Annotated in this window: 26 protein-coding genes; 13 read left to right on the top strand and 13 right to left on the bottom strand. The window is 63.8% G+C overall.

From position 1 onward, the window contains the following. Window positions 1-31: 31 nt before the first annotated feature. A complete protein-coding gene (locus EN862_RS04405) occupies window positions 32-481 on the bottom strand; it encodes a GatB/YqeY domain-containing protein (protein WP_112126870.1) in 450 nt (149 codons plus the stop codon). A gap of 262 nt (window positions 482-743) precedes the next feature. On the opposite strand from EN862_RS04405, the gene carA reads away from it, so the two are divergent. Next, window positions 744-1,949 (top strand): glutamine-hydrolyzing carbamoyl-phosphate synthase small subunit, encoded by a 1,206-nt coding sequence (gene carA / locus EN862_RS04400; protein ID WP_127864603.1) that lies wholly within the window; start codon window positions 744-746, stop codon window positions 1,947-1,949. A gap of 125 nt (window positions 1,950-2,074) precedes the next feature. On the opposite strand, the gene EN862_RS04395 is transcribed toward carA, so the two are convergent. From EN862_RS04395 to mntR, 4 genes are all read right to left on the bottom strand, one after another. Beyond that, window positions 2,075-3,361: a TCR/Tet family MFS transporter gene (locus EN862_RS04395; protein WP_127864602.1), complete on the bottom strand. Its 1,287-nt coding sequence runs from the start codon at window positions 3,359-3,361 to the stop codon at window positions 2,075-2,077. Between the two features lie 163 nt (window positions 3,362-3,524). Beyond that, entirely contained in the window at window positions 3,525-4,436 is a 912-nt protein-coding gene (locus tag EN862_RS04390) for a neutral zinc metallopeptidase (protein WP_127864601.1), read from the bottom strand. Between the two features lie 177 nt (window positions 4,437-4,613). Further along, entirely contained in the window at window positions 4,614-4,802 is a 189-nt protein-coding gene (locus EN862_RS04385; RefSeq protein WP_041002355.1) for a hypothetical protein, read from the bottom strand. A gap of 95 nt (window positions 4,803-4,897) precedes the next feature. Then, window positions 4,898-5,356, bottom strand: coding sequence for a manganese-binding transcriptional regulator MntR (gene mntR / locus EN862_RS04380; protein WP_041002353.1), 459 nt, complete (start codon window positions 5,354-5,356; stop codon window positions 4,898-4,900). 221 nt (window positions 5,357-5,577) lie between these two features. Here mntR and EN862_RS04375 point away from each other — a divergent pair, with 221 nt between their 5' ends. The 4 genes from EN862_RS04375 to EN862_RS04360 all read left to right on the top strand — a co-directional run bounded on the left by EN862_RS04375 (window position 5,578) and on the right by EN862_RS04360 (window position 9,302). Next, complete coding sequence (locus EN862_RS04375; RefSeq protein ID WP_127864599.1) at window positions 5,578-6,936, top strand: Nramp family divalent metal transporter; 1,359 nt, start codon at window positions 5,578-5,580, stop codon at window positions 6,934-6,936. A gap of 36 nt (window positions 6,937-6,972) precedes the next feature. Next, window positions 6,973-7,821: a methyltransferase domain-containing protein gene (locus EN862_RS04370; RefSeq protein WP_127864598.1), complete on the top strand. Its 849-nt coding sequence runs from the start codon at window positions 6,973-6,975 to the stop codon at window positions 7,819-7,821. Window positions 7,822-7,906: 85 nt separating this feature from the next. After that, window positions 7,907-8,557, top strand: a complete 651-nt coding sequence (locus EN862_RS04365; protein ID WP_127864597.1) for a dihydrofolate reductase family protein — start codon at window positions 7,907-7,909, stop codon at window positions 8,555-8,557. A gap of 94 nt (window positions 8,558-8,651) precedes the next feature. Then, on the top strand, window positions 8,652-9,302 hold the full coding sequence (locus EN862_RS04360) for a glutathione S-transferase family protein (RefSeq protein ID WP_127864596.1): 651 nt from the start codon (window positions 8,652-8,654) through the stop codon (window positions 9,300-9,302). 12 nt (window positions 9,303-9,314) lie between these two features. Here the strand turns inward: EN862_RS04360 and EN862_RS04355 are convergent, their stop codons facing one another. Next, on the bottom strand, window positions 9,315-10,181 hold the full coding sequence (locus EN862_RS04355) for a LysR substrate-binding domain-containing protein (RefSeq protein ID WP_127864848.1): 867 nt from the start codon (window positions 10,179-10,181) through the stop codon (window positions 9,315-9,317). A gap of 100 nt (window positions 10,182-10,281) precedes the next feature. On the opposite strand from EN862_RS04355, the gene EN862_RS04350 reads away from it, so the two are divergent. Continuing rightward, on the top strand, window positions 10,282-10,881 hold the full coding sequence (locus EN862_RS04350; RefSeq protein ID WP_127864595.1) for a LysE family translocator: 600 nt from the start codon (window positions 10,282-10,284) through the stop codon (window positions 10,879-10,881). Between the two features lie 179 nt (window positions 10,882-11,060). Here EN862_RS04350 and EN862_RS04345 read toward each other — a convergent pair whose 3' ends face one another. After that, window positions 11,061-11,855 carry an SDR family oxidoreductase gene (locus tag EN862_RS04345; protein WP_127864594.1) on the bottom strand — a complete coding sequence of 265 codons (795 nt, stop codon included), beginning with the start codon at window positions 11,853-11,855 and terminating at the stop codon, window positions 11,061-11,063. Window positions 11,856-12,044: 189 nt separating this feature from the next. Here EN862_RS04345 and EN862_RS04340 point away from each other — a divergent pair, with 189 nt between their 5' ends. Continuing rightward, a complete protein-coding gene (locus EN862_RS04340) occupies window positions 12,045-12,509 on the top strand; it encodes a MarR family winged helix-turn-helix transcriptional regulator (protein ID WP_127864593.1) in 465 nt (154 codons plus the stop codon). 32 nt (window positions 12,510-12,541) lie between these two features. On the opposite strand, the gene EN862_RS04335 is transcribed toward EN862_RS04340, so the two are convergent. After that, window positions 12,542-13,720: an MFS transporter gene (locus EN862_RS04335; RefSeq protein ID WP_127864592.1), complete on the bottom strand. Its 1,179-nt coding sequence runs from the start codon at window positions 13,718-13,720 to the stop codon at window positions 12,542-12,544. Window positions 13,721-13,913: 193 nt separating this feature from the next. Here EN862_RS04335 and EN862_RS04330 point away from each other — a divergent pair, with 193 nt between their 5' ends. From EN862_RS04330 to EN862_RS04310, 5 genes are all read left to right on the top strand, one after another. Beyond that, window positions 13,914-14,270, top strand: a complete 357-nt coding sequence (locus EN862_RS04330) for a helix-turn-helix transcriptional regulator (protein WP_127864591.1) — start codon at window positions 13,914-13,916, stop codon at window positions 14,268-14,270. Between the two features lie 3 nt (window positions 14,271-14,273). After that, a complete protein-coding gene (locus tag EN862_RS04325) occupies window positions 14,274-15,032 on the top strand; it encodes a metallophosphoesterase family protein (protein ID WP_127864590.1) in 759 nt (252 codons plus the stop codon). Between the two features lie 92 nt (window positions 15,033-15,124). Next, window positions 15,125-15,928 (top strand): SH3 domain-containing protein, encoded by an 804-nt coding sequence (locus EN862_RS04320; RefSeq protein WP_127864589.1) that lies wholly within the window; start codon window positions 15,125-15,127, stop codon window positions 15,926-15,928. A 159-nt stretch (window positions 15,929-16,087) separates the two neighbouring features. Continuing rightward, a complete protein-coding gene (gene carB, locus EN862_RS04315) occupies window positions 16,088-19,591 on the top strand; it encodes a carbamoyl-phosphate synthase large subunit (protein ID WP_127864588.1) in 3,504 nt (1,167 codons plus the stop codon). 406 nt (window positions 19,592-19,997) lie between these two features. After that, window positions 19,998-21,092 carry an HAD family hydrolase gene (locus EN862_RS04310; protein ID WP_127864587.1) on the top strand — a complete coding sequence of 365 codons (1,095 nt, stop codon included), beginning with the start codon at window positions 19,998-20,000 and terminating at the stop codon, window positions 21,090-21,092. A 70-nt stretch (window positions 21,093-21,162) separates the two neighbouring features. Here the strand turns inward: EN862_RS04310 and EN862_RS04305 are convergent, their stop codons facing one another. The 3 genes from EN862_RS04305 to EN862_RS04290 form a co-directional block, all read right to left on the bottom strand. Then, the gene (locus EN862_RS04305; protein WP_127864586.1) at window positions 21,163-21,555 is read right to left on the bottom strand and encodes a RidA family protein; all 393 of its coding nucleotides are present in this window, start codon (window positions 21,553-21,555) and stop codon (window positions 21,163-21,165) included. Window positions 21,556-21,887: 332 nt separating this feature from the next. Next, entirely contained in the window at window positions 21,888-22,448 is a 561-nt protein-coding gene (locus tag EN862_RS04295; protein ID WP_127864585.1) for a DUF4142 domain-containing protein, read from the bottom strand. A 112-nt stretch (window positions 22,449-22,560) separates the two neighbouring features. Next, a complete protein-coding gene (locus EN862_RS04290) occupies window positions 22,561-23,316 on the bottom strand; it encodes a DUF899 family protein (RefSeq protein ID WP_127864584.1) in 756 nt (251 codons plus the stop codon). Between the two features lie 159 nt (window positions 23,317-23,475). Here EN862_RS04290 and EN862_RS04285 point away from each other — a divergent pair, with 159 nt between their 5' ends. Continuing rightward, entirely contained in the window at window positions 23,476-23,814 is a 339-nt protein-coding gene (locus EN862_RS04285) for a hypothetical protein (protein ID WP_127864583.1), read from the top strand. A gap of 61 nt (window positions 23,815-23,875) precedes the next feature. Here the strand turns inward: EN862_RS04285 and EN862_RS04280 are convergent, their stop codons facing one another. Next, window positions 23,876-24,694, bottom strand: coding sequence for a carbohydrate ABC transporter permease (locus EN862_RS04280; protein WP_189401077.1), 819 nt, complete (start codon window positions 24,692-24,694; stop codon window positions 23,876-23,878). Between the two features lie 7 nt (window positions 24,695-24,701). Next, window positions 24,702-25,574 carry a sugar ABC transporter permease gene (locus tag EN862_RS04275; RefSeq protein WP_127864846.1) on the bottom strand — a complete coding sequence of 291 codons (873 nt, stop codon included), beginning with the start codon at window positions 25,572-25,574 and terminating at the stop codon, window positions 24,702-24,704. Window positions 25,575-25,594: the final 20 nt, after the last annotated feature.

Below are 25,594 nucleotides of genomic sequence, written 5' to 3'. Positions count from 1 at the left end.
CTGAAACGGCGAAACGTTGTGAGGCTGCCGCTTACTGCAGCAGCCCCTTAATGATGGCGCTCGCCTTGGCGAAGTCCATCTGGCCCGCATATTTCTGCTTCAGCGCGCCGATCACCTTGCCCATGTCCTTCTGGCTGGCGGCGCCTGTCGCCGCGATCGCCTCGCGCGCCGCGGCCGTGATCGCCGCGTCGTCGAGCTGCGTCGGCAGGAATTCGCGGATGATCTCCATCTCGCCGCGTTCCTGCGCCGCCAGTTCCGGCCGCTTGCCGTCCTCGAAGGCCTTGGCCGATTCCTCGCGCTGCTTCACCATCTTGGCGAGGATTTGCAGGATCTCCTCCTCGCTCGCTGGAGGCTTACCGGCGCCGCGATTGGCGATATCGCGGTCGTGGATGGCGGCCTGAATCAGCCGCAGCGTCGGCAGGCGGTGCTTGTCCTGCGCCTTCATCGCGCTCTTCATGGATTCGGCGATTTTCTCGCGCATCGTGCTTCTCCTTCGAATGCGGCGGACAATAGCTTTGCCGGCCGCGTGACGCAAATCCCGGCAAGCCGCTGATATTGCTGGACGAATGGAAAACAGGGCTGGCTGGCGGCGTCCGCATTGACCGTTCGGGTGCCTTCGCCTATGTACTCGGTCCTGCATGAGACAATGAGTTGACGCGCGGAGGCTGGGAAATCCTGCTTCGCGCGCTTTGCTGCGCGAGTGGTCCCGTTGGTCAGTCGCAGCGCTTGACAGGAGTGCCGCCATGGCCACGACCACCGCCCCCTGGGCCACCGAAAAGCCGACCGCCCTTCTGGTGCTCGCCGACGGCACAGTGATCGAGGGCCGCGGTCTTGGCGCCACCGGATCGGCCGTCGCGGAAGTGTGCTTCAACACGGCGCTGACCGGTTACGAGGAGATCCTCACCGATCCCTCCTACGCCGGCCAGATCGTCACCTTCACCTTCCCGCATATCGGCAATGTCGGCACCAATGACGAGGACATCGAGGACTTGCATCCGGCGGCCCGCGCGGGCGCCGTCGGCGCCATCTTCAAGGCCAATGTCACCGACCCGTCAAACTATCGCGCCGCCGGCCATCTCGACCAGTGGCTGAAGCGGCGCGGCATTGTCGCGCTGTCCGGCATCGACACCCGCGCGCTGACCGTGCTGATCCGCGAGAAGGGCATGCCCAATGCCGTCATCGCGCATGCGCCCGACGGCGTTTTCGACATCGAGGAGCTGAAGCGGCAGGCAGCGGCATGGTCGGGCCTGATCGGCCTCGATCTCGCCAAGGAAGTGACGTCCGGCCAGTCCTCGGTGTGGCGCGAGACGCCCTGGGTCTGGAACCAGGGCTATGGCGAGCGGGGCGTGCCGTCGATGCATGTCGTGGCCATCGACTATGGCGTCAAGCGCAACATCCTGCGCCTGCTGGCTGGCCTCGGCGCCAAGGTCACCGTCGTCCCGGCCAAGACCGACGCCGACGAGATCCTGGCCATGCAGCCCGATGGCATCTTCCTGTCGAACGGCCCCGGCGATCCGGAAGCGACCGGCGAATATGCCGTGCCGGTGATCCAGAACCTCTTGAAGACCGACATTCCGGTGTTCGGCATCTGCCTCGGCCATCAGATGCTGGCGCTGGCGCTCGGCGGCAAGACCGAAAAGATGCATCAGGGCCACCACGGCGCCAATCATCCGGTCAAGGACCACACCACCGGCAAGGTCGAGATCGTCTCGATGAACCACGGCTTCGCCGTCGATGCCGACTCGCTGCCCGAAGGCGTCGAGGAAACCCATGTCTCGCTCTTCGACGGCTCCAACTGCGGCATCGCGCTGACCGGCCGTCCGGTGTTCTCGGTCCAGCATCATCCCGAGGCCTCGCCCGGCCCACAGGATTCGCACTACCTCTTCCGCCGCTTCGTCAACCTGATCCGCGAACGGCGCGGCGAGGAAGCGCTGGCGGAACGGGCCTAGCTCAAACCGCAGCCAGCCTAGAGCAATTCCAGGAAAAGTGTGAGCGGTTTTCCGTCCGGAATTGTGTAAAAACAAAGAGTTAGTGTGTTTCACCGTTTCCGCGAAACGGTGAAACACACTAAGCTTCAAGCAGCGTCGGTTGCTGCTTCCTGCGTATGCGCCGCTTCCTGCGCGTGCATGCGCTCGACTTCCTTCGGCGTCGGCTTGGCTACCTTCGTCACAAAGACGATGACCGCCAGCGTCAGGAAAATCGCGCCGAGCACATAGGGCGCGCCGCCGAACACGACCGGCGCGCTCGGTCCGGTGAACCAGGAAAAGATCGCCGTGTAGAGCAGCGGCGTGACGATCGAGGTGATCGAGAAGATCGAGGTCATCGCGCCCTGCAATTCGCCCTGCGCCGAAGGCGGCACCTTGGCGGCGGCGAGGCTCCTGAGCGGCGGGTCCGCCAGCGATTCCAGGCAGCCGGCTACGATCACCGCATAGATCATCCAGCCTTGCGTCGAGAACGCATAGCCGAAGGCGCTGAGCGCGGTGAAGGTCAGCCCGATCGCCGCCGTCTTCCATTCGCCGAGCTTCGGGATGACGCGGGGCAGCACCGTCGCCATGACGATCGCTCCGCACAGTCCGAAAACGCCGAGCGAGAACCCGATCTGCTGCTGGTTCCAGCCGTAGCGGTAATTGGACACGAACGACCACACCGCCGGATACATCATGTGGCCGAGCGTCATCAGGAAGAACACCAGCCCGATCCAGCCGATGCCCGGATAATTGCGCATCTGCATGAGCGTGCCGACGGGATTGGCGCGCTTCCAGTCGAAGCGGCGGCGGTGTTTTTCGTCCAGCGTCTCCGGGAGGAAGACCATCGCGATCAGGAAATTGACCAAAGCGAGCCCGGCGGCGAAATAGAACGGCACGCGCGGCCCGAAGGTGCCGAGCACCCCGCCCAGCACCGGGCCGATGACGAAGCCGACGCCAAAGGCGATGCCGAGCAGACCGAAATTCTTCGACCGGTTCTCGTCGTTTGAGATGTCGGCTACGAAAGCGGACGTCGTCGAATAGCTGGCGCCGGAAATACCCGCGAGCACGCGGCCGATGAACAGCATCGGATAGGACCAGGCGATGGCGCAGATCAGATTGTCGATCGAGAAGGTCAGCACTGAGGCAAGCAGGACCGGCCGGCGCCCGAAGCGGTCGCTCAACCCGCCGATGATCGGCGCGAAGAAGAACTGCATCGCCGCATAGACGAAGAACAGCCAGCCGCCCTCGATCGCGGCCTCGCTGACGCTGACGCCGCTCAGTTCCTCAAGATAGGCCGGCAGCACCGGCATGATGATGCCGAAGCCGATGATGTCGAGCAAAAGCGTCGTGAAAACCAGCGCAAGGCCCCGCTTGGCGGTTTTAGGGTCGATCATGACGATAAGCTCCTCATCCACCCGGGGCACGGCGGGATGGACCTTATAGGCGAGGTTGGCTGCGGGAACAATCCGCGAACGAACACGAATGCCTTATGCTGACATCACTTGCCAGCTGTCGCCGATCGCGGATCGTCATCCGAAAAGGAGCGGCAGCGCCGCCTCAGATCGGACCGCTCATCGTGTTGCAGTCGGACAGCTTGCCGCTCTTGAAGCCGCGCGCCAGCCAGGTCTGCCGCTGCTGCGAGGTGCCATGGTTGAAGCTCTCCGGCACGACGTAGCCTTGCATCTTCTTCTGCAGCGTGTCGTCGCCGATCTGCTTGGCGGCATTGAGCGCGCTTTCGATGTCACCTTGCTCCAAAATACCCTTCTGCTGGGTGAAATGCGCCCACACCCCGGCGAAGCAATCGGCCTGAAGCTCGATGCGCACCGAGAGCTGGTTGGCGTCGACTTCGCTCATGCCCTGCCGCATCTGGTTGAACTTGCCCATGATGCCGGTGAGGTTCTGCACGTGATGGCCGACCTCATGCGCCACCACATAGGCGCGCGCGAACTCGCCTGAGGCGCCGAACTGCTGGTCAAGCTGCTGGAAGAAGGTCATGTCGAGATAGACCTTGTGATCGCCCGGGCAGTAGAACGGCCCGGCCGCCGCCGAAGCGAAGCCGCAGGCCGAACGAACCTGGCCGCTGAACAGCACCAGCTTGGGATCTTCGTAGGTCAGACCTTGGGATTTGAAAATGCCGGTCCAGGTGTCCTCGGTATCGGCAAGCACGGTCGCGACGAACTGCTTCATCTCGTCATTGGCGGGCGCGTTGCCCTCGTCCTGTGTCTCGGTGATCTGGCCGCCGCCACCGGGCAGCAGGCCGCCGTCGCCGCCGCCCAGGATCTGCGACGGGTCGAAGCCGAAATACCATCCCGCGAGCACAACCAGGATGACCAGCAGGATGCTGCCGCCACCGCCTGTGCGGCCGCCGATCGGAACGCGGAACTGGCCGCCGCCACCCAATCCGCCGCCACCGCTGTCGCTGCGGTCATCCTCGATGTTGTCGCTCTGACGACGGCCTCTCCAAAGCATGGCAACTCCTCGCAACGCGAATGTCCTGGAGGGACTGGCCCGCGACCACCCCCTGCAGACAATTATCGCAACGGCTGGCCTAAGTCACAGAATTTCTTGCGCCCGAACAATGCGCGGGCAGGAGGAAACTTCCATCGGGCCGGTTGATTTCAACTTTCTATAAACCGGCTGAAAACCTTAGCTTTTCTGCTTCGCGCCGGCGCTTTTGCCGTCCGAACTTTTCGAACGTTCCTCGAAACGCGCGGCGCCCTTCTTCAGCGGATGGCCGGTCTCGGCCTCGGTCTTGCGCTCGTCCCTGGCGGCAGCCTGGCGCAACCCCCTGGCCGCCTGTTTCCCCTTGGCGGTCGGTGCCTGTTCGATACCCATTGCTTCCTCCCTAAGCGCGATGATCGCGCGATGTGGGAAGTAATGCGGCGAAGATCGGTCGGTTCCGCTTCAACGCGGTCGGATGGATCGAATGTCTACGCCTGGCGATGCGTCATCGCCCGGCGGAAGGCGTCCAGCGTTTCGGCGCTGACATGGTGCTCGATGCCCTCGGCATCGATGCGCGCCGTCTCGGCGCTGACGCCCAGCGAGCGCAGGAAGGCCTCCACAGTCTGGTGCCGGATGCGGCTTTCCTCGGCGACCTTGCGGCCGGCCTCGGTCAGGAACACGCCGCGATAGGGCTTTCGCGAGACCAGTCCGTCGGCGCACAACCTGGTCAGCATCTTGGCAACCGTCGGCTGCGCGACGCCGAGCCTTGCCGCGATATCCACCTGCCGCGCCTCGTTGCCGTCCTCGATCAGGTCGGCGATCAGCTCGACATAGTCTTCGACCAGCGCGCTGCGGCGCGCCTGGCGCTGCTGCCGGAATCCTTCCGAATGGATTTCGGCATCGGGAAGCGGCTCCTCGCGACGAACTGGTTTGTTCCTAAGCGCCAATATGCGCTCCTCCTGAATCGGGATCGCATCCATAGCACGAAACCCCTGATGATCCGGCCGTTTATTTGCATTCCCGCGCGGGCGCAACCGGCGTTTCCGCCGCCCGCCCTGGAGCTTGCTCCCGCGGATCACGAAAGCATGATCAATGAAATATAGCCTATTGCATAATGTTGAGCCATGGCATAGGTAAAAGACGTTTCGATAATTCCAGCGGAAATCCCATGTCCGATGCCGATGCAGCAACCGTAGCCCGACCCGCGTGGCGATTCGACAGGCCGGACGACGAGCAGCCCAGCCTGCGCGAGGTGAACGCCTCGATCGCGGTGCCGCGGACCGGCGTCTGGTTCCGCCGCCTGTTCGCCTTCATGGGACCGGGCTACATGGTTTCGGTCGGCTATATGGACCCGGGCAACTGGGCGACCGACCTCGCCGGCGGCGCGCAGTTCGGCTACACGCTGCTTTTCATCATCATGCTGTCGAACCTGATGGCGATCCTGCTGCAGGCGCTGGCCGCGCGCCTCGGCATCGCCACCGGCCGCGACCTCGCCCAGGCCTGCCGCGCCTACTATCCGCGCCCCGTCAATCTGATGCTCTGGATCGCCTGCGAGCTGGCGATCATCGCCTGCGACCTCGCCGAGGTGATCGGCACGGCGATCGCGCTGCAGCTCCTGTTCGGCATTCCGTTGGTCGGCGGCGCCATGCTCACCGCGCTCGACGCATTCCTGGTGCTATTGCTGATGAACAAGGGCTTCCGCTATCTCGAGGCCTTCGTCGTCGCGCTGCTGATCATCATCTTCGGCTGCTTTGCCATCCAGATCTTCGTCGCCGCGCCGCCGGCCGGCACCATCCTGCACTCGATGTTTGTGCCGTCATCCGAAATCGTCACCAATCCGGCGATGCTCTACATCGCCATCGGCATCATCGGCGCGACGGTCATGCCGCATAACCTCTATCTGCATTCCTCGATCGTGCAGACCCGCGCCTATGAGCGAACCGATGCCGGCAAGCGCGACGCCATCAAATGGGCGACGGCGGATTCCACCATTGCGCTGATCCTGGCGCTGTTCGTCAACGCGTCGATCCTGATCGTCGCGGCGGTCGCCTTCCACGATACCGGTCATCACCATGTCGCCGAGATCGGCCAGGCCTTCGAGCTGCTGTCGCCGCTTCTCGGCCTCAGCATCGCCTCGATCCTGTTCGCCGTCGCATTGCTGGCCTCCGGCCTCAACTCGACCGTCACGGCGACGCTCGCCGGCCAGATCGTGATGGAAGGCTTTTTACGCCTGCGCATCCCGCAATGGGCACGCCGGCTCCTGACGCGCGGCATCGCCATCGTCCCCGTCGTGATCGTCACCGCGCTCTATGGCGAGAAGGGCACGGCCGAGCTTCTTGTGTTCAGCCAGGTTGTGCTCTCCATGCAACTGCCCTTCGCGGTCATCCCGCTGGTGCAGTTCGTGTCCGACAAGAAGAAAATGGGCAGCTTCGCCATACCGCGCGGCGTTGCGGCGCTGGCATGGATAGTGGCCGCGATCATCCTCGTTCTCAACGTCAAGCTCCTCTACGATACCTTCGCCGGCTGACCGCGACATTCCGGCCGGACGCGCTATCTTGGCGCTATGGCCGAACCGGACGAAGCCCGCAGATTCTACGCCAGGCTGATGGCAGCGCAGGCGCGGTCGGCCGATCCGCGCATCGAGGAGGTCTTCGCCTCGGTGCCGCGCGAGGCCTTTCTCGGCCCGGGACCGTGGACGGTGTTTGCCGGCGAAGGCCGGTTCGAGACGCCGAGCGCCGATCCGGGCTACATCTATCAGAACGTGCTCGTCGTGCTTGATGCCGACAAGGGCATTAACAATGGCGAGCCGCTCCTGCACGCCATGTGGCTCGGCAAGGTCCAGCCGAAACCGGGCGAGGCCGTCACACATATCGGCGCCGGCACCGGCTATTACACGGCGCTGCTGGCGAGACTGGTCGAGCCGGGCGGCAGCGTCACCGCCGTCGAGATCGAGCCCGACCTTGCCGCGCGCGCCAAAGCAAACCTTGCAGCTTACGACAACGTCGAAATCGTCCAGGCCGACGCCGTCGCCAATCCATTGCCGCCCTCCGACATCATCTATGTCAATGCCGGCGTCGTCGCCCCGCCCGCAGCGTGGCTGAAGGCGTTGAAGCCCGGCGGTCGCATGATCTTCCCGTGGCGCCCGTCCGAAACCGTCGGCCTTGCGGTCCTCATGACCCGCCTGGGAAACGGCTTCGCGTGCCGGCCCTTCATGGGCTCCTGGTTCATCCCTTGCGTCGGCGCCTCCGCTGTCGAGCCGGGTGCGAAAATACCGACCCGCGAGCGCGCCGCGCGCACGCGATCGGTCTGGCTGATGGCGGACAAGGCTCCGGACCGCACGGCGACCGCCGTCTTCGAGCAAATCTGGTTCTCGTCGCGCCGCATCACGGGCCCTAAATCCGGAAAAATTTGATGGCGCATGTCGTGAAGCCGCTCGCTCGTTCGTCGTTACGTTGAAGCCGCTGTGACGGCGGAGGAACAGCAAAGGAGAAGAGCACATGCGCAAGATCATCGCCGCCACCTTCGTCAGCCTCGACGGGGTCATGCAGGCGCCGGGCGGGCCGGAAGAGGATCCGGTCGGCGGCTTCAAGTTCGGCGGCTGGACGTTCCATTACTTCGACGAGGTGGCGGGCACGGCAATGGAGGAACTGTTCTCCAAACCCTTCGACCTGCTGCTCGGCCGCAGAACCTACGACATCTTCGCCGCGTACTGGCCGTATCAGAAAGATTCGATCGCGGATGTCTTCAACCCGGCGACCAAATATGTGGCGACGCACCGGCCGGATTCGCTGACCTGGCAGAACACCCGGTCGCTCGGGCCCGACATCGTCGCCCGGCTTAAGGAACTCAAGCAGGAAGACGGGCCTGACCTGCTTATTCAGGGCTCGGGCAATCTGATCCAGACCCTGCTCGCCAACGGGCTGATCGACGAGATCCGGCTGATGATCTTTCCGCTGCTGCTGGGTAAGGGCAAGCGGCTGTTCGGCGACAACGCTATCCCGGCGGCGTTCAAGCTCGTCAAGTCCCAGGCTACCACCACCGGCGTCATCATGGCGACCTATGCGCGCGCGGGCGAAATCCGCACGGGCTCGTTTGCCCAGCTGGAGGCTTCGCAAGCCGAGCTCGAACGGCGCAGGACCTGGAAGTAGCTATAGATGCGGGCGGGGCCGGCCTCGCCGCCGCCTCGCCCGCGACCTTTTCCAGAGCCACGAGACATTCGACGCCATCACAAGGACCCTGCCGATGATACCCACCATAACCGCCTTCGAACGATCGCCCGATGGCGGCAGGGGACTGGCGCGCGACATGCAAGTGCGCTGGGCGCTCGAGGAAGTCGGACAAGCTTACGACGTTCGTCTCGTCTCGTTCACTGCGATGAAGCAGCCGGCGCATCTAGCGCTCAACCCTTTCGGCAGTATCCCGACCTACGAAGAAGGCGACCTTGCTCTGTTCGAGTCGGGCGCCATCGTCCTCCACATCGCGGTGCGTCACGCGGGCCTGATGCCCGACGACGCGAACGCCCGGGCGCGCGCGGTCGCCTGGATGTTCGCCGCGTACAGCACGGTGGAGCCGCCGATCCTCGAGCGCGCAACCGCCGTGATCCTGGAGCGCGATGCGCCGTGGCACGATGAGCGCTTGCCTCTGGTCGACGACCGGATCCGCAAGCGGCTGGGCGAACTCTCCCGCCATCTCGGCGATTCCGACTGGCTCGATGGCGACTTCAGCGCCGGCGACCTCGTCATGGTGGGGGTGCTGCGTCGGCTGCAGAGATCGGGGCTGCTGAACGAATTCCCGAACCTTGCCGCCTATGTCGCCCGCGGCGAGGCGCGGCCGGCCTTCAAGCGCGCCTTCGACGCGCAATTGGCGGTCGCCATGGCGGCAGCGAATGGCTGACCGACGGCCGCGTCACGCCGCCTGGCGATAGCGCGAAAGACCCTCGCGGATGTGGCTGGCAAAAGCCTGTGCGGCTGGCGCGGTGGCATGTTTCGGCAGATGCAGGTTGACGGAGAAATTCGGCAGCGCCGGAAGACCCGCATCGGACAGGATGTCGAGATCGGCAGGCACCGTCGAGGCAAGCCAGGTGGTCACCGCCAGGTCCGACCGAACCGTCGCGGTCGTGGCATCGATGTTGCCGTTTTCGAACACGGTGCGCCAGTCGAGCCCATGCTCGGCAAGTGCGGTGAGCACCGCCGGCCGGAAGGCGCAGGTGTCGGCGACGATCGAGACCGGCAGCGGCCGCTTCAGGCGTGCCGCGCCGCCCCTTGCGCCGACCCAGACCAGCCGGTCGACGAGCAGGCATTCGCCGGCGCTGGGACCGACGCGCTCCTCGATGACGGCAAGGTCGATGGTGCCCGCCGCCAGGGCCGCCGCGAGTTCCGGCGAAGAGGCGCAGACCAGCGAGATCTCTACCTGCGGATAGGCTTCGGCATAGGCTTTCAGCACGGGCGCGAGCAGCGTGCCGACAAGATCGTAAGGCACGCCGATCCGCACCTGTCCGGCGACCACCCTGCCCTTGATCTCGGTGAGGATCTCGTCATTGAACTGCAGCAGGCGCCTGGCCTTGTCGAGCAGCCGCTCGCCGGAACGCGTCAGCTTCAGGCCGCGGCGATCGCGCTCGAACAGGCTTTGCCCCAGCACCTCTTCCAGCCGCTTCACCTGCTGGCTGACGGCACCCTGCGTCAGGTGAAGCGCATTGGCGGCCGCCGTCATGCTCGCCTTGTCGGCGGTGGTGACGAAGGTGCGGATGAGGGTCGTATCGAGATCGCGGATCATGAGCTCCATTATAATTCCTAATGCAAACCATATCAAACATTGCATTTACTGATGCCGCAAAGCGCCTAAGCATGCCGGCTCTTTAGACCGGGAAGCCTGCATGTCCGAAACCATCATTCCGCTGGTCCTGTTCGCTCTGATCTCGACCTCGACGCCCGGCATCGCCACAACGCTCTCGACCGCCTCCGGCGCGCAATTCGGCTTTCGCCGTTCGGTGCCGCTGATGGCCGGCAGCGCCGCCGGTTTGGCGACCGTGGCCGCCGCGGGGGCGGCGGGCCTCGCCGGCCTGCTCGCCGCCGTGCCTTCCTTGCAGCTCGCGATGAAAATTGTTGGATCGCTCTATCTGATCTGGCTGGCGATCAAGATCGGCCGCAGCGGTCCGCCCAAGCTCGATATCAGCATGGCCAGGCCGAACAGCTTTTTCGGCGGCGCCGGCATCCAGTGGATGAACCCGAAGGGTTGGGCGATGGGACTGGGCGCTGCGGCATCCTTTGCGGCGCTCGCCGACGGCCCCTTGCAGCTAGCGCTGCTGCTGGGCGCCGTGTTCGGCCTCGCCGCTGCCTTCTCGCTGTCCTTGTGGTGCGTGGCGGGAACCTTGCTTGCCCGCCTCCTCAAGACGGAGCGCCAGTGGCGCGCGCTCAACATCGTGCTCGGCTTGCTGCTGGCCGCCTCGATCCTGCAGATGTGGCGGCCCGCCTAACGCTGGTTCCACGCCCCCACGAAGGTGGGGGAGAGGTGGCTCGGCGAAGCCGAGACGGAGAGGGGGACTGGCGCCGCCTTGACCAAGGGATCCGGCGACGAACTCGCCTGACGAAGGCCCTCTCTCCGGCCGCTTCGCGGTCACCTCTCCCCCGCTTTGCGGGGGCGAGGAACCTGCTCTCAGACGGCGTAGCGCGCCGCCGGCTTGCCGGAGAACAGGCTGCCGAAGAACTGGTCCCTGGCGCCGAGATAGGTCGTCAGCCCGGCCGCATCGGCGAGGCCGGGCGCGGTGACGGTCTCGCCCTGGGCGAACCCGGCAAGCGCCGCGTCGACCAGATCCTCGGCGCTCATGATCCAGTCCGGATTGATCCTGTCGAGGCTGATGCCGGAGACGTCCCACAACTCGGTGCGGATCGGCCCGGGCACGACGGACTGGACTTTCACATTGGTGCCGGCGACTTCCTTCTGCAGCGCTTCGGTGAAGTTGGCCACATAGGCCTTGGTGCCGCTGTAGATGCCGCCGACGGCGATGCCATAGGCGACGACCGAGGCGATATTGATGATGCCGCCGCGATTACGCGCAAGCAAGCCAGGCAGCACCGCGCGGGTCAGCCTTGTCAGCGCGATGACATTGACCTTGATCATGCGCTCCGCCGTGTCGGCGTCGGCGTCTGCGATCGTCTCCAGGCCGGCCACGCCGGCATTGTTGATCAGCAGCGTCACGCTGTCGTCCGTCGCGACCGCCTGCTCGACGCGACGCAGATCGGCATCGACGGAGAGATCGGCGACAATCGTCTCGACCTTGCGGCCATAGGCATAGGCGAGCCTGTCCGCCACCTCCTGCAACCGGTCGGCGCGGCGCGCCACCAGCACCAGATCGTAGCCCTGCCCCGCCAGCCGGTCGGCATAGACCGCGCCGATGCCCGACGATGCGCCGGTAATCACGGCCGTGCCCTTGTTGTCCTTCGTGCTCATTGTCCTGTTCCTTTGTTCGCTTCGCTTGGCCGGGCGCCGATGATCGCTTCACCGGCCGAGCCTTGATTTCCATTAGTGGCATATGCCACTTTCAGGGAAGTAGGTATATGCCACGATCTTGTCAACGGCGGCCGCGAAAACTATTTTTGCAGCAGGCTGGCGCGTCTTTGGCCCGGCAAGGAGTTGATCATGACCGAAGCTCGGAAGCCCGGATTCAGCGACTGCAACAACGCCACGCTGCGCCGCGCCGCGCGCAGCCTCGGCCGCTTCTATGACGACGCGCTGGGGCCAACAGGCCTGAAGAGCACGCAGTTCGGTATGCTCTTCCAGATCCACATCAGCGATGAGCCGGCGATGGGCACCATCGCCGAGGCGCTGATCATGGACCTTTCCGCGCTCGGCCATACATTGAAGCCGCTGATCCGCGACGGTTATGTCGAGACCTTTCCCGACAAGGACGATCGCCGCGTCAAGCGCGTGCGGCTGACGCCGCAAGGCCAGGCCAAGCTCGACGAGGCGCTCAAGCTCTGGAGCGTCGCGCAGCGGCAATTCGAGAACAAGGTCGGCGCGGAGCAGGCGGCAAAGCTGCGCGCGGCGCTGGACGCGGTGGCCGATCTCGATCTGGAAATGCCAGCGGCCGCTCCTTCGAACTGAAGAAGCGGCCGCCGATCAGGATTTAAAAGCAGTTATTCGGCTGGCATCGCGACCGGGCGCGCGAACACACGACCAGCCAACACGATACCCAGACCCAGGATCGGGAATACTGCGGCGATCAGGCCGAGATCGGCCGGTGCGCCGAAGCGCAGCACGGCGGCGCCGACCACCGCGCCCAGCGCCACGCCGAAATAGAGCGCCGAAGCGTTGAGCGACAAAACGATCGGCGCGGCGTCGGGCGCGATCTTGAGGATGCGGCTCGCTTGCGCCGGCGGAAAGGCCCAGCCGACAATGCCCCACGGCACCATCATGGCCATCAGCGCGGGCCCGGCGATTGAATGCGACAGGAAGGTCGGGATCAGCGAGAAGGTGGCGAGCATCGCGGCCGACAGCGTCAGCGACCAGGCGACGGTGCGGGTCGCACCGAAGCGGTCGGCTGCCTGGCCGCCGGCGATGTTGCCGATGACGGCGCCGACGCCGAAGGCGAGCAGCATGCCCGGCAGCGCGATCGGCGAGAGCCCGCCACCCTGAATGGCCAAAGGCGCGATGAAGGCAAAGACGGTGAAGGCGCCGATCAGCGCAAGCACCGTCGTCAGCAGGATCGGCATGACACCGGGGCGCACCGCCGCCGCCAGCCTGCGCTTCAGCGGCAGCCTGGTGCCGATGATGCCGCGCGGCAGGCGCCACCACAGGATCGCGCCCGACAGCGCGCCGAGCGCGGCGATGGCGAAGAACGTGCCGCGCCATCCGGCGATCGCCGCGACCAGCGCGCCAAGCGGCGCGCCGACCGCCACCGCCACCGTGGTGCCGCCGACGACGACGGCGATGGCGCGCGCCCGGTGATGGTCGTCGACCAGCGCCACGGCCGTACCTTGCGCGGTTGCCGCGAACAGGCCGGACGACAGCGCCATGACGATGCGCGCGATCAAAAGCAGCTCGAAGGACGAACTCACCGCCGCCACCAGGTTGCCGATGACAAAGAACACCAGCGTCCACAGGATGACGCGCCGCCGGTCCCACTCGCCGGTCAGCGTCGCCAGCACCGGCGCGCCGATTGCGTAGGCGAGCGCGAAGGCGGTGATCAGCGAGCCGGCGAGCGGCACGGAAATGCCGGCGTCGGATGCGATGTCGGGAAGAAGGCTGGAAATGACGAAGCCTTCGGTCGAGATCGCAAACGATCCGAGCGCCAGCCAGAAGATTCGCTTGTCCATGGGATTTGTCCTTAGTTCAAAAGTTATTGAACAATTGGACATAGCAGGGCATGATGTCAACCGAGCCGGGACAAAATAGCTGAACCCTGCTGACAGCCCTGTGTCAGGACGGGGCCGAAAGAAGGAGGCTGCCTCTACCGGCAGGGAAAGGAGCCGCGTTGAAGTTCGTTCAGTTTGTGCTTAATTCTGGATCATGACCTTGCCCCATCCAACCACCGACCAGATCAGCCTGCCGATCGTGCTTGCCGTGCTCGGCGACCCGACCCGGCTTTCCATCGTGCGCTATCTGGCTCGCAAGGAAGGCGTGCCGATGAACTGCAGCAAGTTCCTCGACCTCGCCTCCAAGACCAATCTCAGCTACCACCTCGCCAAGCTGCGCGAGGCGGGCGTCACCCGGAGCGAAGCGGTCGGCACCAGCCGGCTGATCACGCTGCGCCGCGATGATCTCGACAAGCGTTTTCCGGGCCTGCTCGACAGCGTGATCGCCGCGGCTGATGGCGACAAGGATCTGCCGGCGGTCGGCACCGCCGAAGTCGAGGTTTCGGCCTGATCCATGCGCATCGCGGTTGTCGCCGACATCCACGGCAATGTGCTGGCACTGGATGCGGTGCTGGACGATCTCGGGTCGCGTGGTGGCGCCGACCTCACCGTCAATCTCGGCGACTGCGTCTCCGGACCGCTCTGGCCGCGCGAGACGATGGAACGGCTGCAGGCGCTGAACCTGCCGACGGTGCGTGGCAATCACGACCGCCGTGTCGCGCAAGACCCGGCCGACGAAACCATGTGGCCGTCCGATCGCTATGCAAAGGAAAGGCTGACATCAGCGCAACGCGAGGCCTTGCTTGCCTTGCCGCTGACATTGGAGATCGCGCCCGGCGTCGTCGCCTTCCACGCCCGCCCGGACCATGACGAAAAATATCTTGCCGACGCCATTGTCGGCGGCCAGCTGGTACGTGCGCCGCTGGCCGCCATCAGGCGCCGGCTTAAGCCGCTCGATCCGGCCTGCCGCCTGGTGCTGTGCGGCCACAGCCATCGCAGCGAACTGGTCCGCATCCCCGGCGGTCCGGTCATTTTCAATCCCGGCAGCGTCGGTTGCCCGGCCTATGACGACGACACGCCGCCGGCGCATGTCTCCGAACAAGGCTCGCCGCACGCCCGCTACGGCATTGTCGAGCTGGGCGCCGACGGCCGTCCCCGCCGCTTCGAGACCATCGCCGTCGACTACGACCATGAAGCCGCCGCAAAGCAAGCCGAACAAGCGGGAAGACCGGAATGGGCGCAAGCGCTGCGGACAGGTTTTATGAAGGATTGAGCGAAGCTCATATCCAGGATTGAGCGCGCCTCATATCCAGGATTGAGCATGGCTCGTATCGATCGCCACGATTTGAAGTGCATGGCCGAGGGATGAAGCGCAAAGTTACGCTCCGATCGACGCTGCTGATCGCCGCTCCTTTGTGTCTGGCCGCCCTCCCGGCCCTGGCTCAGGATGCGCCAGGCACAATCATCTCGATCATCGGCGGCCTCGCGCCGGATGATTTGCTCAACATCCGCGCCACCGCTTCACCGGGCGGAAAGATTGAAGCCCGGCTGCCCAACGGCGCGGCGGTGAAAAATTACGGCTGCAAGACGGTCAACAACAATCCATGGTGCAAGGTCGAGGACACGCAGGACGCCCGCATCACCGGATGGGCGCCGGCGCGCTATCTCAGCCCCAATAACCCGGCGTCGCCCCCTGAAGACAGCGCCGCGCCGGCGGCTGCGGCTGCCGCGCCTCAGCCACCTCCTCCCGAAGAGCCGCAGGCTGACATGGCGGCGCGCCTGGGCGGCGAGCCGGCCGATCCGCCTTCCGCGACCGAGATCGTCAGGACCGCCATGCTGGACGCCTACGGTCTCGCTTTCGTGACCTCGGCGAGCACCGAATCCGATGCCCCTGCCCCGGACGCGGCCGGCGGCATTCCCTGCGCGCGCCACATCGGCCAGCCGATGACCCGCTGCGCGGTGACTGTCGCGCGCAAGGATGGCGACAGCGATGTCACGGTGACTTGGCCGGATGGCGGTGTGCGCATCATCACCTTCCATGGCGGCCAGCCGAGCAGCTCGGACTCGTCCGAAAAATTCCGCTTCACCCGCGAAGGCACGCTCAACATGATCCGGATCGGCGTTTCAGAGCGCTTCGAGATCACGGATGAGCTGGCGCTGGGGGAATAGCGGGCCAACCAATAACCCGCATTTTCGGGGTTACATCCCGCAAAACTCTTCCCTATAAGGCCCTCCTAGCCTGATACCAGAATCGCAAGCACAACCGGCCGGGTCCTCCCCCCGTCCCGGTTTTTCGTGCAAGCCGCTCGCCGAACGGATTTTTCGACTATGCCAAGACGCACCGACATCAAGTCGATCCTGATCATCGGGGCCGGCCCCATCGTCATCGGCCAGGCTTGCGAGTTCGACTATTCCGGCACCCAGGCCTGCAAGGCGCTGAAGGAAGAGGGTTTCCGCGTCATCCTGGTCAACTCCAATCCGGCCACCATCATGACCGATCCGGAGCTGGCCGACGCCACCTATATCGAGCCGATCACGCCCGAAGTGGTAGCCAAGATCATCGCCAAGGAGCGGCCGGACGCGCTGCTGCCCACCATGGGCGGCCAGACGGCGCTCAACACCGCGCTTTCGCTGCGCCGCATGGGCGTGCTCGACCGCTACAATGTCGAGATGATCGGCGCCGATGCGCATGCCATCGACAAGGCCGAGGACCGCGCGCTGTTCCGCCAGGCGATGAGCAAGATCGGGCTCGAGACGCCGCGCTCGATGCTGGCCAACGCCACCGACGTCAAGAACGCCGACCGCAAGACGCATGAGGCCGAGCGCGCCGCGCTGAAGGCCGAGAACCCGGAAAACCTCGACGCCGCGCTCGATGCGCTGGAAACCCGCTGGAACCTCGGCGAAGGCGACCGCAAGCAGCGCTATATCAGCCACGCCATGGCGATCGCCGCCCAGGCGCTCGACCATGTCGGCCTGCCGGCCATCATCCGCCCCTCCTTCACCATGGGCGGCACCGGCGGCGGCATCGCCTACAACCGCGCCGAATTCTACGACATCGTCCAGTCCGGCCTCGACGCCTCGCCCACCACCGAGGTGCTGATCGAGGAAAGCGTGCTCGGCTGGAAGGAATATGAGATGGAGGTCGTCCGCGACAAGGCGGACAACTGCATCATCATCTGCTCGATCGAGAACCTCGATCCGATGGGCGTGCACACGGGCGACTCGATCACCGTCGCGCCGGCGCTGACGCTGACCGACAAGGAATACCAGATGATGCGCAACGCCTCGATCGCGGTGCTGCGCGAGATCGGCGTCGAGACCGGCGGCTCCAACGTCCAGTTCGCCGTCAACCCGGCCGACGGCCGCCTGGTCGTCATCGAGATGAACCCGCGCGTCTCGCGCAGCTCCGCCTTGGCTTCGAAGGCCACCGGCTTCCCGATCGCCAAGGTCGCCGCCAAGCTTGCCGTCGGCTACACACTGGACGAGCTGGAGAACGACATCACCGGCGGCGCGACGCCGGCCTCCTTCGAGCCGACGATCGACTACGTGGTCACGAAAATCCCACGCTTTGCCTTCGAGAAATTCCCCGGCGCCGAGCCGGTGCTGACCACCGCCATGAAGTCGGTGGGCGAAGTGATGGCCATCGGCCGCACCTTCCAGGAATCGCTGCAGAAGGCCCTGCGCGGACTGGAAACCGGCCTGACCGGTCTCGATGAGATCGAGATCCCCGGCCTCGGCCATGGCAGCGCGCCCGCCAGCCACACCGACGACCGCAACGCGATCCGCGCCGCGCTCGGCACGCCGACGCCCGACCGGCTGCGCATGGTGGCGCAGGCGATCCGCATGGGCACTTCGCTGGAAGACGTGCACGCCATGTGCAAGATCGACCCGTGGTTCCTCGAGCAGATCGCCGGCATCATTGCCATGGAAGAACGCATCCGCGAGCACGGCCTGCCGCAGGATGCCGTCAACCTGCGCATGCTGAAGGCGATGGGCTTTTCCGACGCCCGCCTCGCCTCGCTGACGAAGGCCGATGCCGAAGCCGTCCAAAAGGCCCGCGAAAAGCTCGACGTTCATCCGGTCTACAAGCGCATCGACACCTGCGCCGCGGAGTTCGCCTCGCCGACCGCCTACATGTACTCGACCTATGAAGTGCCTTTCGTCGGCGAACCCGCCAACGAGGCGCGCGTGTCGGCGCGCAAGAAGGTCGTCATCCTCGGCGGCGGCCCGAACCGCATCGGCCAGGGTATCGAGTTCGACTATTGCTGCTGCCACGCCGCCTTCGCGCTGCGCGACGCCGGCTATGAAGCGATCATGGTCAACTGCAATCCGGAGACGGTCTCGACCGACTACGACACTTCCGACCGCCTCTATTTCGATCCGCTGACGGCGGAGGACGTGCTGGAGATCCTGCGCGCCGAGCAGGCCTCGGGCGAGCTGGTCGGCGTCATCGTCCAGTTCGGCGGCCAGACGCCGCTGAAGCTGGCCGATGCGCTGGAAAAGGCCGGCATCCCGATCCTCGGCACCTCGCCCGACATGATCGATCTCGCCGAGGACCGCGACCGCTTCCAGAAGCTGCTGCACAAGCTCAACCTCACCCAGCCGAAGAACGGCATCGCCTATTCGGTCGAGCAGGCCCGCCTCGTCGCCGGCGAGCTCGGCTTCCCGCTGGTGGTGCGCCCCTCCTATGTGCTCGGCGGCCGCGCCATGCAGATCATCCATGACGAAAGCATGCTGCAGACCTACCTGCTCGACACCGTGCCCGGCCTGGTGCCGGAGGACATCAAGCAGAAATACCCCAACGACAAGACCGGCCAGATCAACACGCTGCTCGGCAAGAACCCGCTTCTGTTCGACACTTATCTGAAGGGCGCCATCGAGGTCGATGTCGACTGCCTGTGCGACGGCAAGGAGACCTTCGTCTCCGGCATCCTGGAGCATATCGAGGAAGCCGGCATCCATTCTGGCGACAGCGCCTGCTCGCTGCCGACGCATTCGCTGCCGTCCGACCTCGTCGACGAGCTGGAGCGGCAGACGGCGGCACTCGCCCGCGCGCTCAACGTCGGCGGCCTGATGAACGTGCAATACGCTATTCAAGACGGCACGGTCTATGTGCTGGAAGTGAACCCCCGCGCGTCGCGCACCGTGCCCTTCGTCGCCAAGACCATCGGCCGTCCCATCGCCAAGATCGCAGCGCGCATCATGGCCGGCGAGACGCTGGAAAACGCCTTCGCCCATTACGGCGCCATGCCCGACCCGCGCAATCCCGGCCACATCGCGGTCAAGGAAGCCGTCTTCCCCTTCGCCCGCTTCCCCGGCGTCGATATCCTGCTCGGCCCGGAAATGCGCTCGACCGGCGAGGTCATGGGCCTCGACCGCGACTTTGCGCTGGCCTTCGCCAAGAGCCAGCTCGGCGCCAATGTCGACCTGCCCCGCTCCGGCACGCTGTTCGTCTCGGTGCGCGACGAGGACAAGAAGGGCATCCTGCCGGCGGTCAAACGCCTGGCCGGCCAAGGCTTCAAGGTGCTCGCCACCTCGGGCACCGCCCGCTTCCTCGCCGAGAACGGCGTGGTCGCCGAGAAGATCAACAAGGTGCTCGAAGGCCGCCCCCACATCGAAGACGCCATCCGCAACCGCCAGGTCCAGATCGTCTTCAACACGACAGACGGCCAGAAGGCGGTGTCGGACTCGAAGTCGCTAAGGCGTGCGACGCTGATGCAGAAGGTGCCGTATTACACGACGCTTTCAGGCGCGGCGGCCGTGGCCGAGGCGATTGCGGCGTTGAGGGCGGGGAATTTGGAGGTACGGCCGCTGCAGGAGTATTTTGGGTGAGCGAATCATCTTGGGTGGGAGATCTGCTTTGAAGAGGAAGATCGTCGATACACTTATTATTGACCTCGACAACACTATCTATGACTGGTTCGCGATCTGGTATTCGTCGTTTAATCCCATATACGAAGAAATAATCAGGACAAGCGGCAAGAGCGTCGAGGATGTTCAGAAGTCAATCAGAGACGTACATCAACGGCGACGAACATCTGAATACACATTTTTAATTGAGGAAATCGACGCACTGCAAGAACAAAGGCAGAGCGGTGATATAAGAAAGAAATTTGAAGAATCTATACGAGCATCTCAACAGGCCAGAGATAAAAATCTCAAGCTATACCCAGGTGTTTTTAGGAGTCTGTGAGCTATTAAAAACTCCGGAACAAAGATAGTAGCTTATACAGAGTCTATGGCCTTCTACTCGGCATACAGGCTAAAACGAGTTGGCCTTGACGGCGTCATCGACGTACTTTTTAATCCCCAAGATCATGATATTCCAGTTGGAGTTTCCATAGAGAAGCTCAGAAGCTTGCCTGACGATTTTTATGATTTACAAGTAACGGAGGCTAGGCATACGCCAATTGGAGAGCTTAAGCCGAATCCTCGCGTCCTACTTGATATAATCAGGTCAGTCGGATCGCAGCCAGATAGATGCGCATACGTGGGTGATAGCATCTACAAAGATGTGGCAATGGCAAGAGACGCCCGGATATTTGATATTCATGCAAAGTATGGGGAAAGTCAGCGCCTGCCTGAATATGACCTTTTGAGGAGCGTATCTCACTGGACTCAACACGATGTCGAACGGGAACGCGCAATCGTCCAACAAGGCGCCGATTTCAAGCCAACAGCTATCTTAAATGAAAGCTTCTCTGAAATTTTTGCTCACTGCGACTTCGTCTCGTTTTCCGACGCTGAGCAGAATACGGTTTTATCTCGCAAAGACGAGCTGAACTTAGCGGTAGACGCATGGAAGAAAACCGTGGACGTTCAACAGCATTTCAACGATCTTGAAATGAGAGTTAGAAACTTTGCCATTACGGTAGTCGGCGCACTTATCGCTTCGATGAGCTTCACATATCAGCTCGGCTTAACGAGCGAGATATGGGGGATTGTCTTTCCTGCGGGAACGGTACTTGTGGCCGCAGCCATCTGTGCTTGGGCCGGGTTCTACTTCATGGATCGATATTGGTACCATGTGCTCTTGAAGGGGGCTGTGAACCACGCGGCTGAAATTGAAAGACTCTATGGTGACGATGTGCCATCGATAAAGCTCGGATCAACAGTATCCGAGGTAAGCCGAGGGGTTGAACTGTTTGGCTTTAAGGTAAACTCCACACGCAGATTGCAAATATTCTACTACGGAGGATTTGCAATTCTCGTTTGTGTTTTGGTCGCTTTGTTCTTCGCTAAGGCAGAGAAGAAGGGCATTCAGACACAGCGGATCGAACTGCAGAGCCCTTTGGCAGTTGAAATATTGCCGCCTTCTAAAAACACGCCGTAGCGGTCGCTAGCTCTGAGCGGTGTTTCGCTGGCAACCGACCGGCATCAGTTCAAGCACTAAGCGCTGGTCATCACGCCACCGCCACACACTCAATCTCGATATCAAACTCCATCGGCCAAGACGCCACGGGCACGAAACTCCGCGCCGGCGGGTTGGTGGCGAAATACCTCGCATAGACCCGGTTGATGGCGTTGTAGAAGCCGGAATTGACGGCATAGATGCGCACCATCACCACCTTGTCCAGCGAGGTGCCGGCCGCTTCCAGGCAGTGTTTCAGCGCCTTCAGCGACGCCTCGGTCTGGGTCTCGATGTCGCCGCGCACCATCTCGCCGGTCACCATGTCCACCGGCGGCGTCGCCGAAATGAACACGAAGCCGTTGGCCCGCACCGCCGTCGAGCACGGCAGGCCGAGCGCGCGCACCTTTGCCGACATCACCGGCACTTCGATGACTTCCTTGTCCATGGGGGTCCTCCCTGATTGGCAAAGGGAGCTTATCGCGGCGGCGAGGGAACGCCAGGGGCTTCCCTTCCCCCCTTGTGCAGGGCTGTTCGGCATTTTGCCAGGGCTGGTGGAAAACGCGCAACGTAGCGTTCCTTCGCCCCCCTCTCTGTCCTGCCGGACATCTCCCCTCAAGGGGGGAGATCAGCCGTCACGCCGGCTTTCGCCAATCTCCAACGTTGCAGGAAAGGCGAGGCGCCGAAGCTGCCAATCTCCCCCCTTGAGGGGGAGATGTCCGGCAGGACAGAGAGGGGGGCCTCGCGCCGGCGCAGGCCGATTAGCTTCCCCCAAAACCTTCACTGATGCGCGACCGCCAGGTCCTTCACATGCTTCTCATGCATCTTGAGCACCGGCAGCGTCTTCTTGGCGAATTCCTTCATCGCCGGGTCGTCGCCGGAATTGGCGTAGGTGGAAAACAGCGCCACGGCATCCCTGTGCGCGTCGCTCTGCATCTTGATGTATTTGGCGTCGAAATCCTTGCCGCTGGCAGCCTTCAATTCGTCGAGCATCTGCTGCTCCTTCGGCTGCAGCGCCGGGCCGGCGGGCTTGGTCGACGCGGTGGTCTGGCCCTGGCTGAGCGCCTCCTTGAAGTCGTCGCCGGCCTTGGTGTGATCCTTGATCATATCGGCGGCGAAAGCCTTGACGTCGGCCGACGCCGACTTCTCCTGCGCCAGCCTGCTCGACTCGATCTCGAACATGTTGGCATTCGGCACCGTTGTGACGAAGGTCTGGGTGTCGACCTTGTTGTCGGTCACCATCGGTCCCACGGCATCCGTATTGGTGTCGTTCGATTGGGCGAACGCGGCGGGCGCGCCGGCAAGAAGCGCGACGGCGACCAGGGGCAGCAGCGTTTTCATCTCGATCTCCGATCCGAATAGCCCCTCCGCCCTCCCCAACGCGGCACCGGCCACGGGGTTGCCTAAAGCTTGCTTGAAAGGGAACGCGGGCGGCCGACCGCCCGCATCGCCATCAGTGGCAGTGTGCGCTGGCGGGCTGCCCGGCATATTGCAGTTGCTCGTCCCAGTCCGGCCGGCCCTCGGGCGTGAAATCCATCAGGTTCCACAGGATCTCGCAGGTGCCGATCGCGCGGGGGTCTTGCCCAGGCTCGGACGGCGCGAAGCCAAGCTCCGACGACCAGAAATGGCGGATGCCGTCGGCATCGCGGTGGAACACCGAGAGCAGCGGAAGCTGCGCGCCCTCAGCGTCTTCCGCATTGTAGTCGCGCTTGAAATTGTTGCCGGCTGACGAGACGAGCCGCATGTTTTTCCAGCCGCGGTCGCGGGCGAGCGCGGTCAGATTGTCGAGCCCGGTTTTCGCCACCACCGCGAAGTTGAAGCCTGCCGCTTCGAGATGACCGATCGCGCCGTCGAACTGGTCGAGCAGCGCGGTGCAGGACGGGCATGGCTGGTCCTGCCGGGCAAGTTTTGCCGTCTCGCCGCTCGCCGCCACATCGCGCGTTTCCTGCGGATGGCGTGGGAACATCATCTGGTAGAGGATCAGCGTATCCTTGCCGGGCGCGAAGAGGTCCGGGAACTTGACTTTCGTCGCCCGGCCCCCAGCATCCAGCGCGTCAAAGACATAGTGCTGCGACACCAGCCCGCCCGGCGGCAGGGCGCGTCGCGCTTCGGCCACCGCCTCCATGGCGCGGCGCAGCTCGATTTCCTTGCGCAGCAGCTTTTCGCGGGCAGTGCGATATTTAGCGGATTCATTGGGAAAGGTGATCATGATCGTCTCCTTCGTGCCGGCGTCCCGGCGCGGGTTGCTCTACGACCCAAGGACGCGCCGCCCGGACGCGTTCCGACATTTTTTCATCACCGGAACCTGCCCCGCTTTGCGGCATTCTTTTGCGTGGCTAAAACCGTTCGGAATACCGGGGGAGAAAAAATGACCGACAGCGACGAGATCGACCTGCGCTGCCCACAGGTCGTCGCCGACAACGCCGCCAAGGGCCTCAGGCTGCGCCAGCAGTTCGGCCGCGGCGGCACCGAGATTGGTGTCGCCCGCGCCACCGAGCTCAAGAACCGCCGGAACCTGTCGCCCTCCACCATCCGGCGCATGGTCAGCTATTTCGCTCGCCACGAGGTCGACAAGAAGGGCAGGAACTACGGCAACGAGGACAATCCAACGGCCGGCTATATCGCCTGGCTGTTGTGGGGCGGCGATGAAGGGCGCGCCTGGGCGCTCGAGATGAAGAAGAAGGTCGGCAACGCGCCCGACATCTGAGAGCAATTCCAGGAAAAGTGTGCAGCGGTTTTCCGTCCGGAATTGCGTCAGGCAAATAGCCTCACCCCTTCACCCCGCCGGCGGTGAGGCCGGAGACGATGCGGCGCTGGAAGATCAGCACCAGCGCCACCAGCGGCACGGTGACGATCACCGAGGCGGCCATGATGTTGCCCCAGGGGATCTCGAACTGCGAGTTGCCGGACAGAAGCGCGATCGCCACCGGCACGGTGCGCTGTGTGTTGGTGGAGGTGAAGGTGAGCGCGAAGAGGAACTCGTTCCAGGCGCTGATGAAGGCGAGCAGGCCCGTGGTGGCGAGCGCCGGCCACATCAGCGGCAGGAAGATGCGCGTCAGGATGGTCCACGGCCCGGCGCCGTCGAGGATCGCCGCCTCCTCGACCTCGACCGGCAGGTCGCGCACGAAAGTGGTGAGCACCCAGACCGTGAACGGCAGCGTGAAGATCATATAGGACAGGATGAGCGCCAAGAGCGAATTGTAGAGATGCAGCGCCCGGACGATCTCGAACAGCCCGGCCAGTGCCGCCACCTGCGGAAACATCGACACCGACAGGATGGCGAGCATCAGCGCCGCGCGCCCGCGGAAACGGATGCGTGCCAGCGCATAGGCCGCGGTGACCCCGAGCAGCAGCGAGATCGCGACGACCGCGCCGGAAACGACGAGCGAGTTGACGAGATTGCGCAGGAAGGGCCCTTCGGTCAGCACATTGCGGTAATTGGCAAGGCTGAACGATCGCGGCCAAAGGCCCGCCTGGAACAATTCGGTGCCCGATTTCAGGCTTGTGACGATGGCGTAATAGAACGGAAACACCGCGACGAAGACGATCGCGAGAAGCAGCAGATAGAAGGCGGCGCGCCTCAGCATCTTCACCTCAGCGCCCTCCCTCGAAACTCAGCCGTCCAAGCCGGATATAGGCGATGGTGAGCAGGCCGATGATCAGGAAAAGCAGCGTCGAGGCGGCCGAGCCATAGGCGAACTTGTCGAACTCGAACAGGTTCTCGCGCGTGAAGATCGACATCGACTTGGTCTGGACGTTGTTGGGCGTCAGCACATAGATCAGGTCGAAGATGCGCAGCGCGTCGAGCGCGCGAAAAATCACCGCCACCATCACCGCCGGGCGGATCAGCGGCAGGGTCACCCGCCAGAAGATCTGCCAGGGATTCGCGCCGTCGAGCTTCGCCACTTCGAGGATCTCGCGCGGCAACATTTGCAGCGCCGCGAGGATCAACAGCGCCATGAACGGCGTCGTCTTCCAGATATCGACAATCAGCACGGCGATCATCGCGGTGTCGGCGCTGGCGGTCCAGGCGATCTTGCTGTCGACCAGGCCGAGATTGAGCAGCACGACATTGATGATGCCGAACTGGTCGTTGAGCATCCACTGCCACATCTTGGCTGAGACGATGGTCGGGATCGCCCAGGGGATGAGGATCGCGGCTCGCACGATGCCGCGTCCCTTGAATTCGGCGTTGAGCGCCGCCGCGACAATCATGCCGAGCACCGTCTCGCAGGCCACCGAGATAACGGCGAAGCGCACCGTGTTCCACACCGCCCGCCACCAGACCGGATCGACGAGCAGCCCGTCATAGAGCAGCCGCCCGCTCGGCAGGCGCAGCACCGAGAAATAATTGTCGAAGCCGACCCATTGCCGTGCGTCGAGATCGGCCAGCGAAGCATCGGTGAAGCTGTAATAGACCGTGCGCAGGAACGGCCAGCCGGCGACGACGGCGAGCACGAAGAGCATCGGCGCCAGGAACAGCCAGG

It is taken from the genome of Mesorhizobium sp. M2E.F.Ca.ET.219.01.1.1, from assembly GCF_004016445.2.
Lineage (GTDB): Bacteria > Pseudomonadota > Alphaproteobacteria > Rhizobiales > Rhizobiaceae > Mesorhizobium.
This window is presented reverse-complemented; position numbering and strand designations above follow the sequence as displayed.

Excerpts from the sequence above, each read along its gene's own strand:
- EN862_RS04405 (WP_112126870.1), bottom strand. The coding sequence starts at position 481 with ATGCGCGAGAAAATCGCCGAATCCATGAAGAGCGCGATGAAGGCGCAG.
- carA (WP_127864603.1), top strand. The coding sequence starts at position 744 with ATGGCCACGACCACCGCCCCCTGGGCCACCGAAAAGCCGACCGCCCTT.
- EN862_RS04395 (WP_127864602.1), bottom strand. The coding sequence starts at position 3,361 with ATGATCGACCCTAAAACCGCCAAGCGGGGCCTTGCGCTGGTTTTCACG.
- EN862_RS04390 (WP_127864601.1), bottom strand. The coding sequence starts at position 4,436 with ATGCTTTGGAGAGGCCGTCGTCAGAGCGACAACATCGAGGATGACCGC.
- EN862_RS04385 (WP_041002355.1), bottom strand. The coding sequence starts at position 4,802 with ATGGGTATCGAACAGGCACCGACCGCCAAGGGGAAACAGGCGGCCAGG.
- EN862_RS04375 (WP_127864599.1), top strand. The coding sequence starts at position 5,578 with ATGTCCGATGCCGATGCAGCAACCGTAGCCCGACCCGCGTGGCGATTC.
- EN862_RS04370 (WP_127864598.1), top strand. The coding sequence starts at position 6,973 with ATGGCCGAACCGGACGAAGCCCGCAGATTCTACGCCAGGCTGATGGCA.
- EN862_RS04365 (WP_127864597.1), top strand. The coding sequence starts at position 7,907 with ATGCGCAAGATCATCGCCGCCACCTTCGTCAGCCTCGACGGGGTCATG.
- EN862_RS04360 (WP_127864596.1), top strand. The coding sequence starts at position 8,652 with ATGATACCCACCATAACCGCCTTCGAACGATCGCCCGATGGCGGCAGG.
- EN862_RS04355 (WP_127864848.1), bottom strand. The coding sequence starts at position 10,181 with ATGATCCGCGATCTCGATACGACCCTCATCCGCACCTTCGTCACCACC.
- EN862_RS04350 (WP_127864595.1), top strand. The coding sequence starts at position 10,282 with ATGTCCGAAACCATCATTCCGCTGGTCCTGTTCGCTCTGATCTCGACC.
- EN862_RS04345 (WP_127864594.1), bottom strand. The coding sequence starts at position 11,855 with ATGAGCACGAAGGACAACAAGGGCACGGCCGTGATTACCGGCGCATCG.
- EN862_RS04340 (WP_127864593.1), top strand. The coding sequence starts at position 12,045 with ATGACCGAAGCTCGGAAGCCCGGATTCAGCGACTGCAACAACGCCACG.
- EN862_RS04335 (WP_127864592.1), bottom strand. The coding sequence starts at position 13,720 with ATGGACAAGCGAATCTTCTGGCTGGCGCTCGGATCGTTTGCGATCTCG.
- EN862_RS04330 (WP_127864591.1), top strand. The coding sequence starts at position 13,914 with ATGACCTTGCCCCATCCAACCACCGACCAGATCAGCCTGCCGATCGTG.
- EN862_RS04325 (WP_127864590.1), top strand. The coding sequence starts at position 14,274 with ATGCGCATCGCGGTTGTCGCCGACATCCACGGCAATGTGCTGGCACTG.
- EN862_RS04320 (WP_127864589.1), top strand. The coding sequence starts at position 15,125 with ATGAAGCGCAAAGTTACGCTCCGATCGACGCTGCTGATCGCCGCTCCT.
- carB (WP_127864588.1), top strand. The coding sequence starts at position 16,088 with ATGCCAAGACGCACCGACATCAAGTCGATCCTGATCATCGGGGCCGGC.
- EN862_RS04310 (WP_127864587.1), top strand. The coding sequence starts at position 19,998 with ATGGCCTTCTACTCGGCATACAGGCTAAAACGAGTTGGCCTTGACGGC.
- EN862_RS04305 (WP_127864586.1), bottom strand. The coding sequence starts at position 21,555 with ATGGACAAGGAAGTCATCGAAGTGCCGGTGATGTCGGCAAAGGTGCGC.
- EN862_RS04295 (WP_127864585.1), bottom strand. The coding sequence starts at position 22,448 with ATGAAAACGCTGCTGCCCCTGGTCGCCGTCGCGCTTCTTGCCGGCGCG.
- EN862_RS04290 (WP_127864584.1), bottom strand. The coding sequence starts at position 23,316 with ATGATCACCTTTCCCAATGAATCCGCTAAATATCGCACTGCCCGCGAA.
- EN862_RS04285 (WP_127864583.1), top strand. The coding sequence starts at position 23,476 with ATGACCGACAGCGACGAGATCGACCTGCGCTGCCCACAGGTCGTCGCC.
- EN862_RS04280 (WP_189401077.1), bottom strand. The coding sequence starts at position 24,694 with ATGCTGAGGCGCGCCGCCTTCTATCTGCTGCTTCTCGCGATCGTCTTC.
- EN862_RS04275 (WP_127864846.1), bottom strand. The coding sequence starts at position 25,574 with ATGCTCTTCGTGCTCGCCGTCGTCGCCGGCTGGCCGTTCCTGCGCACG.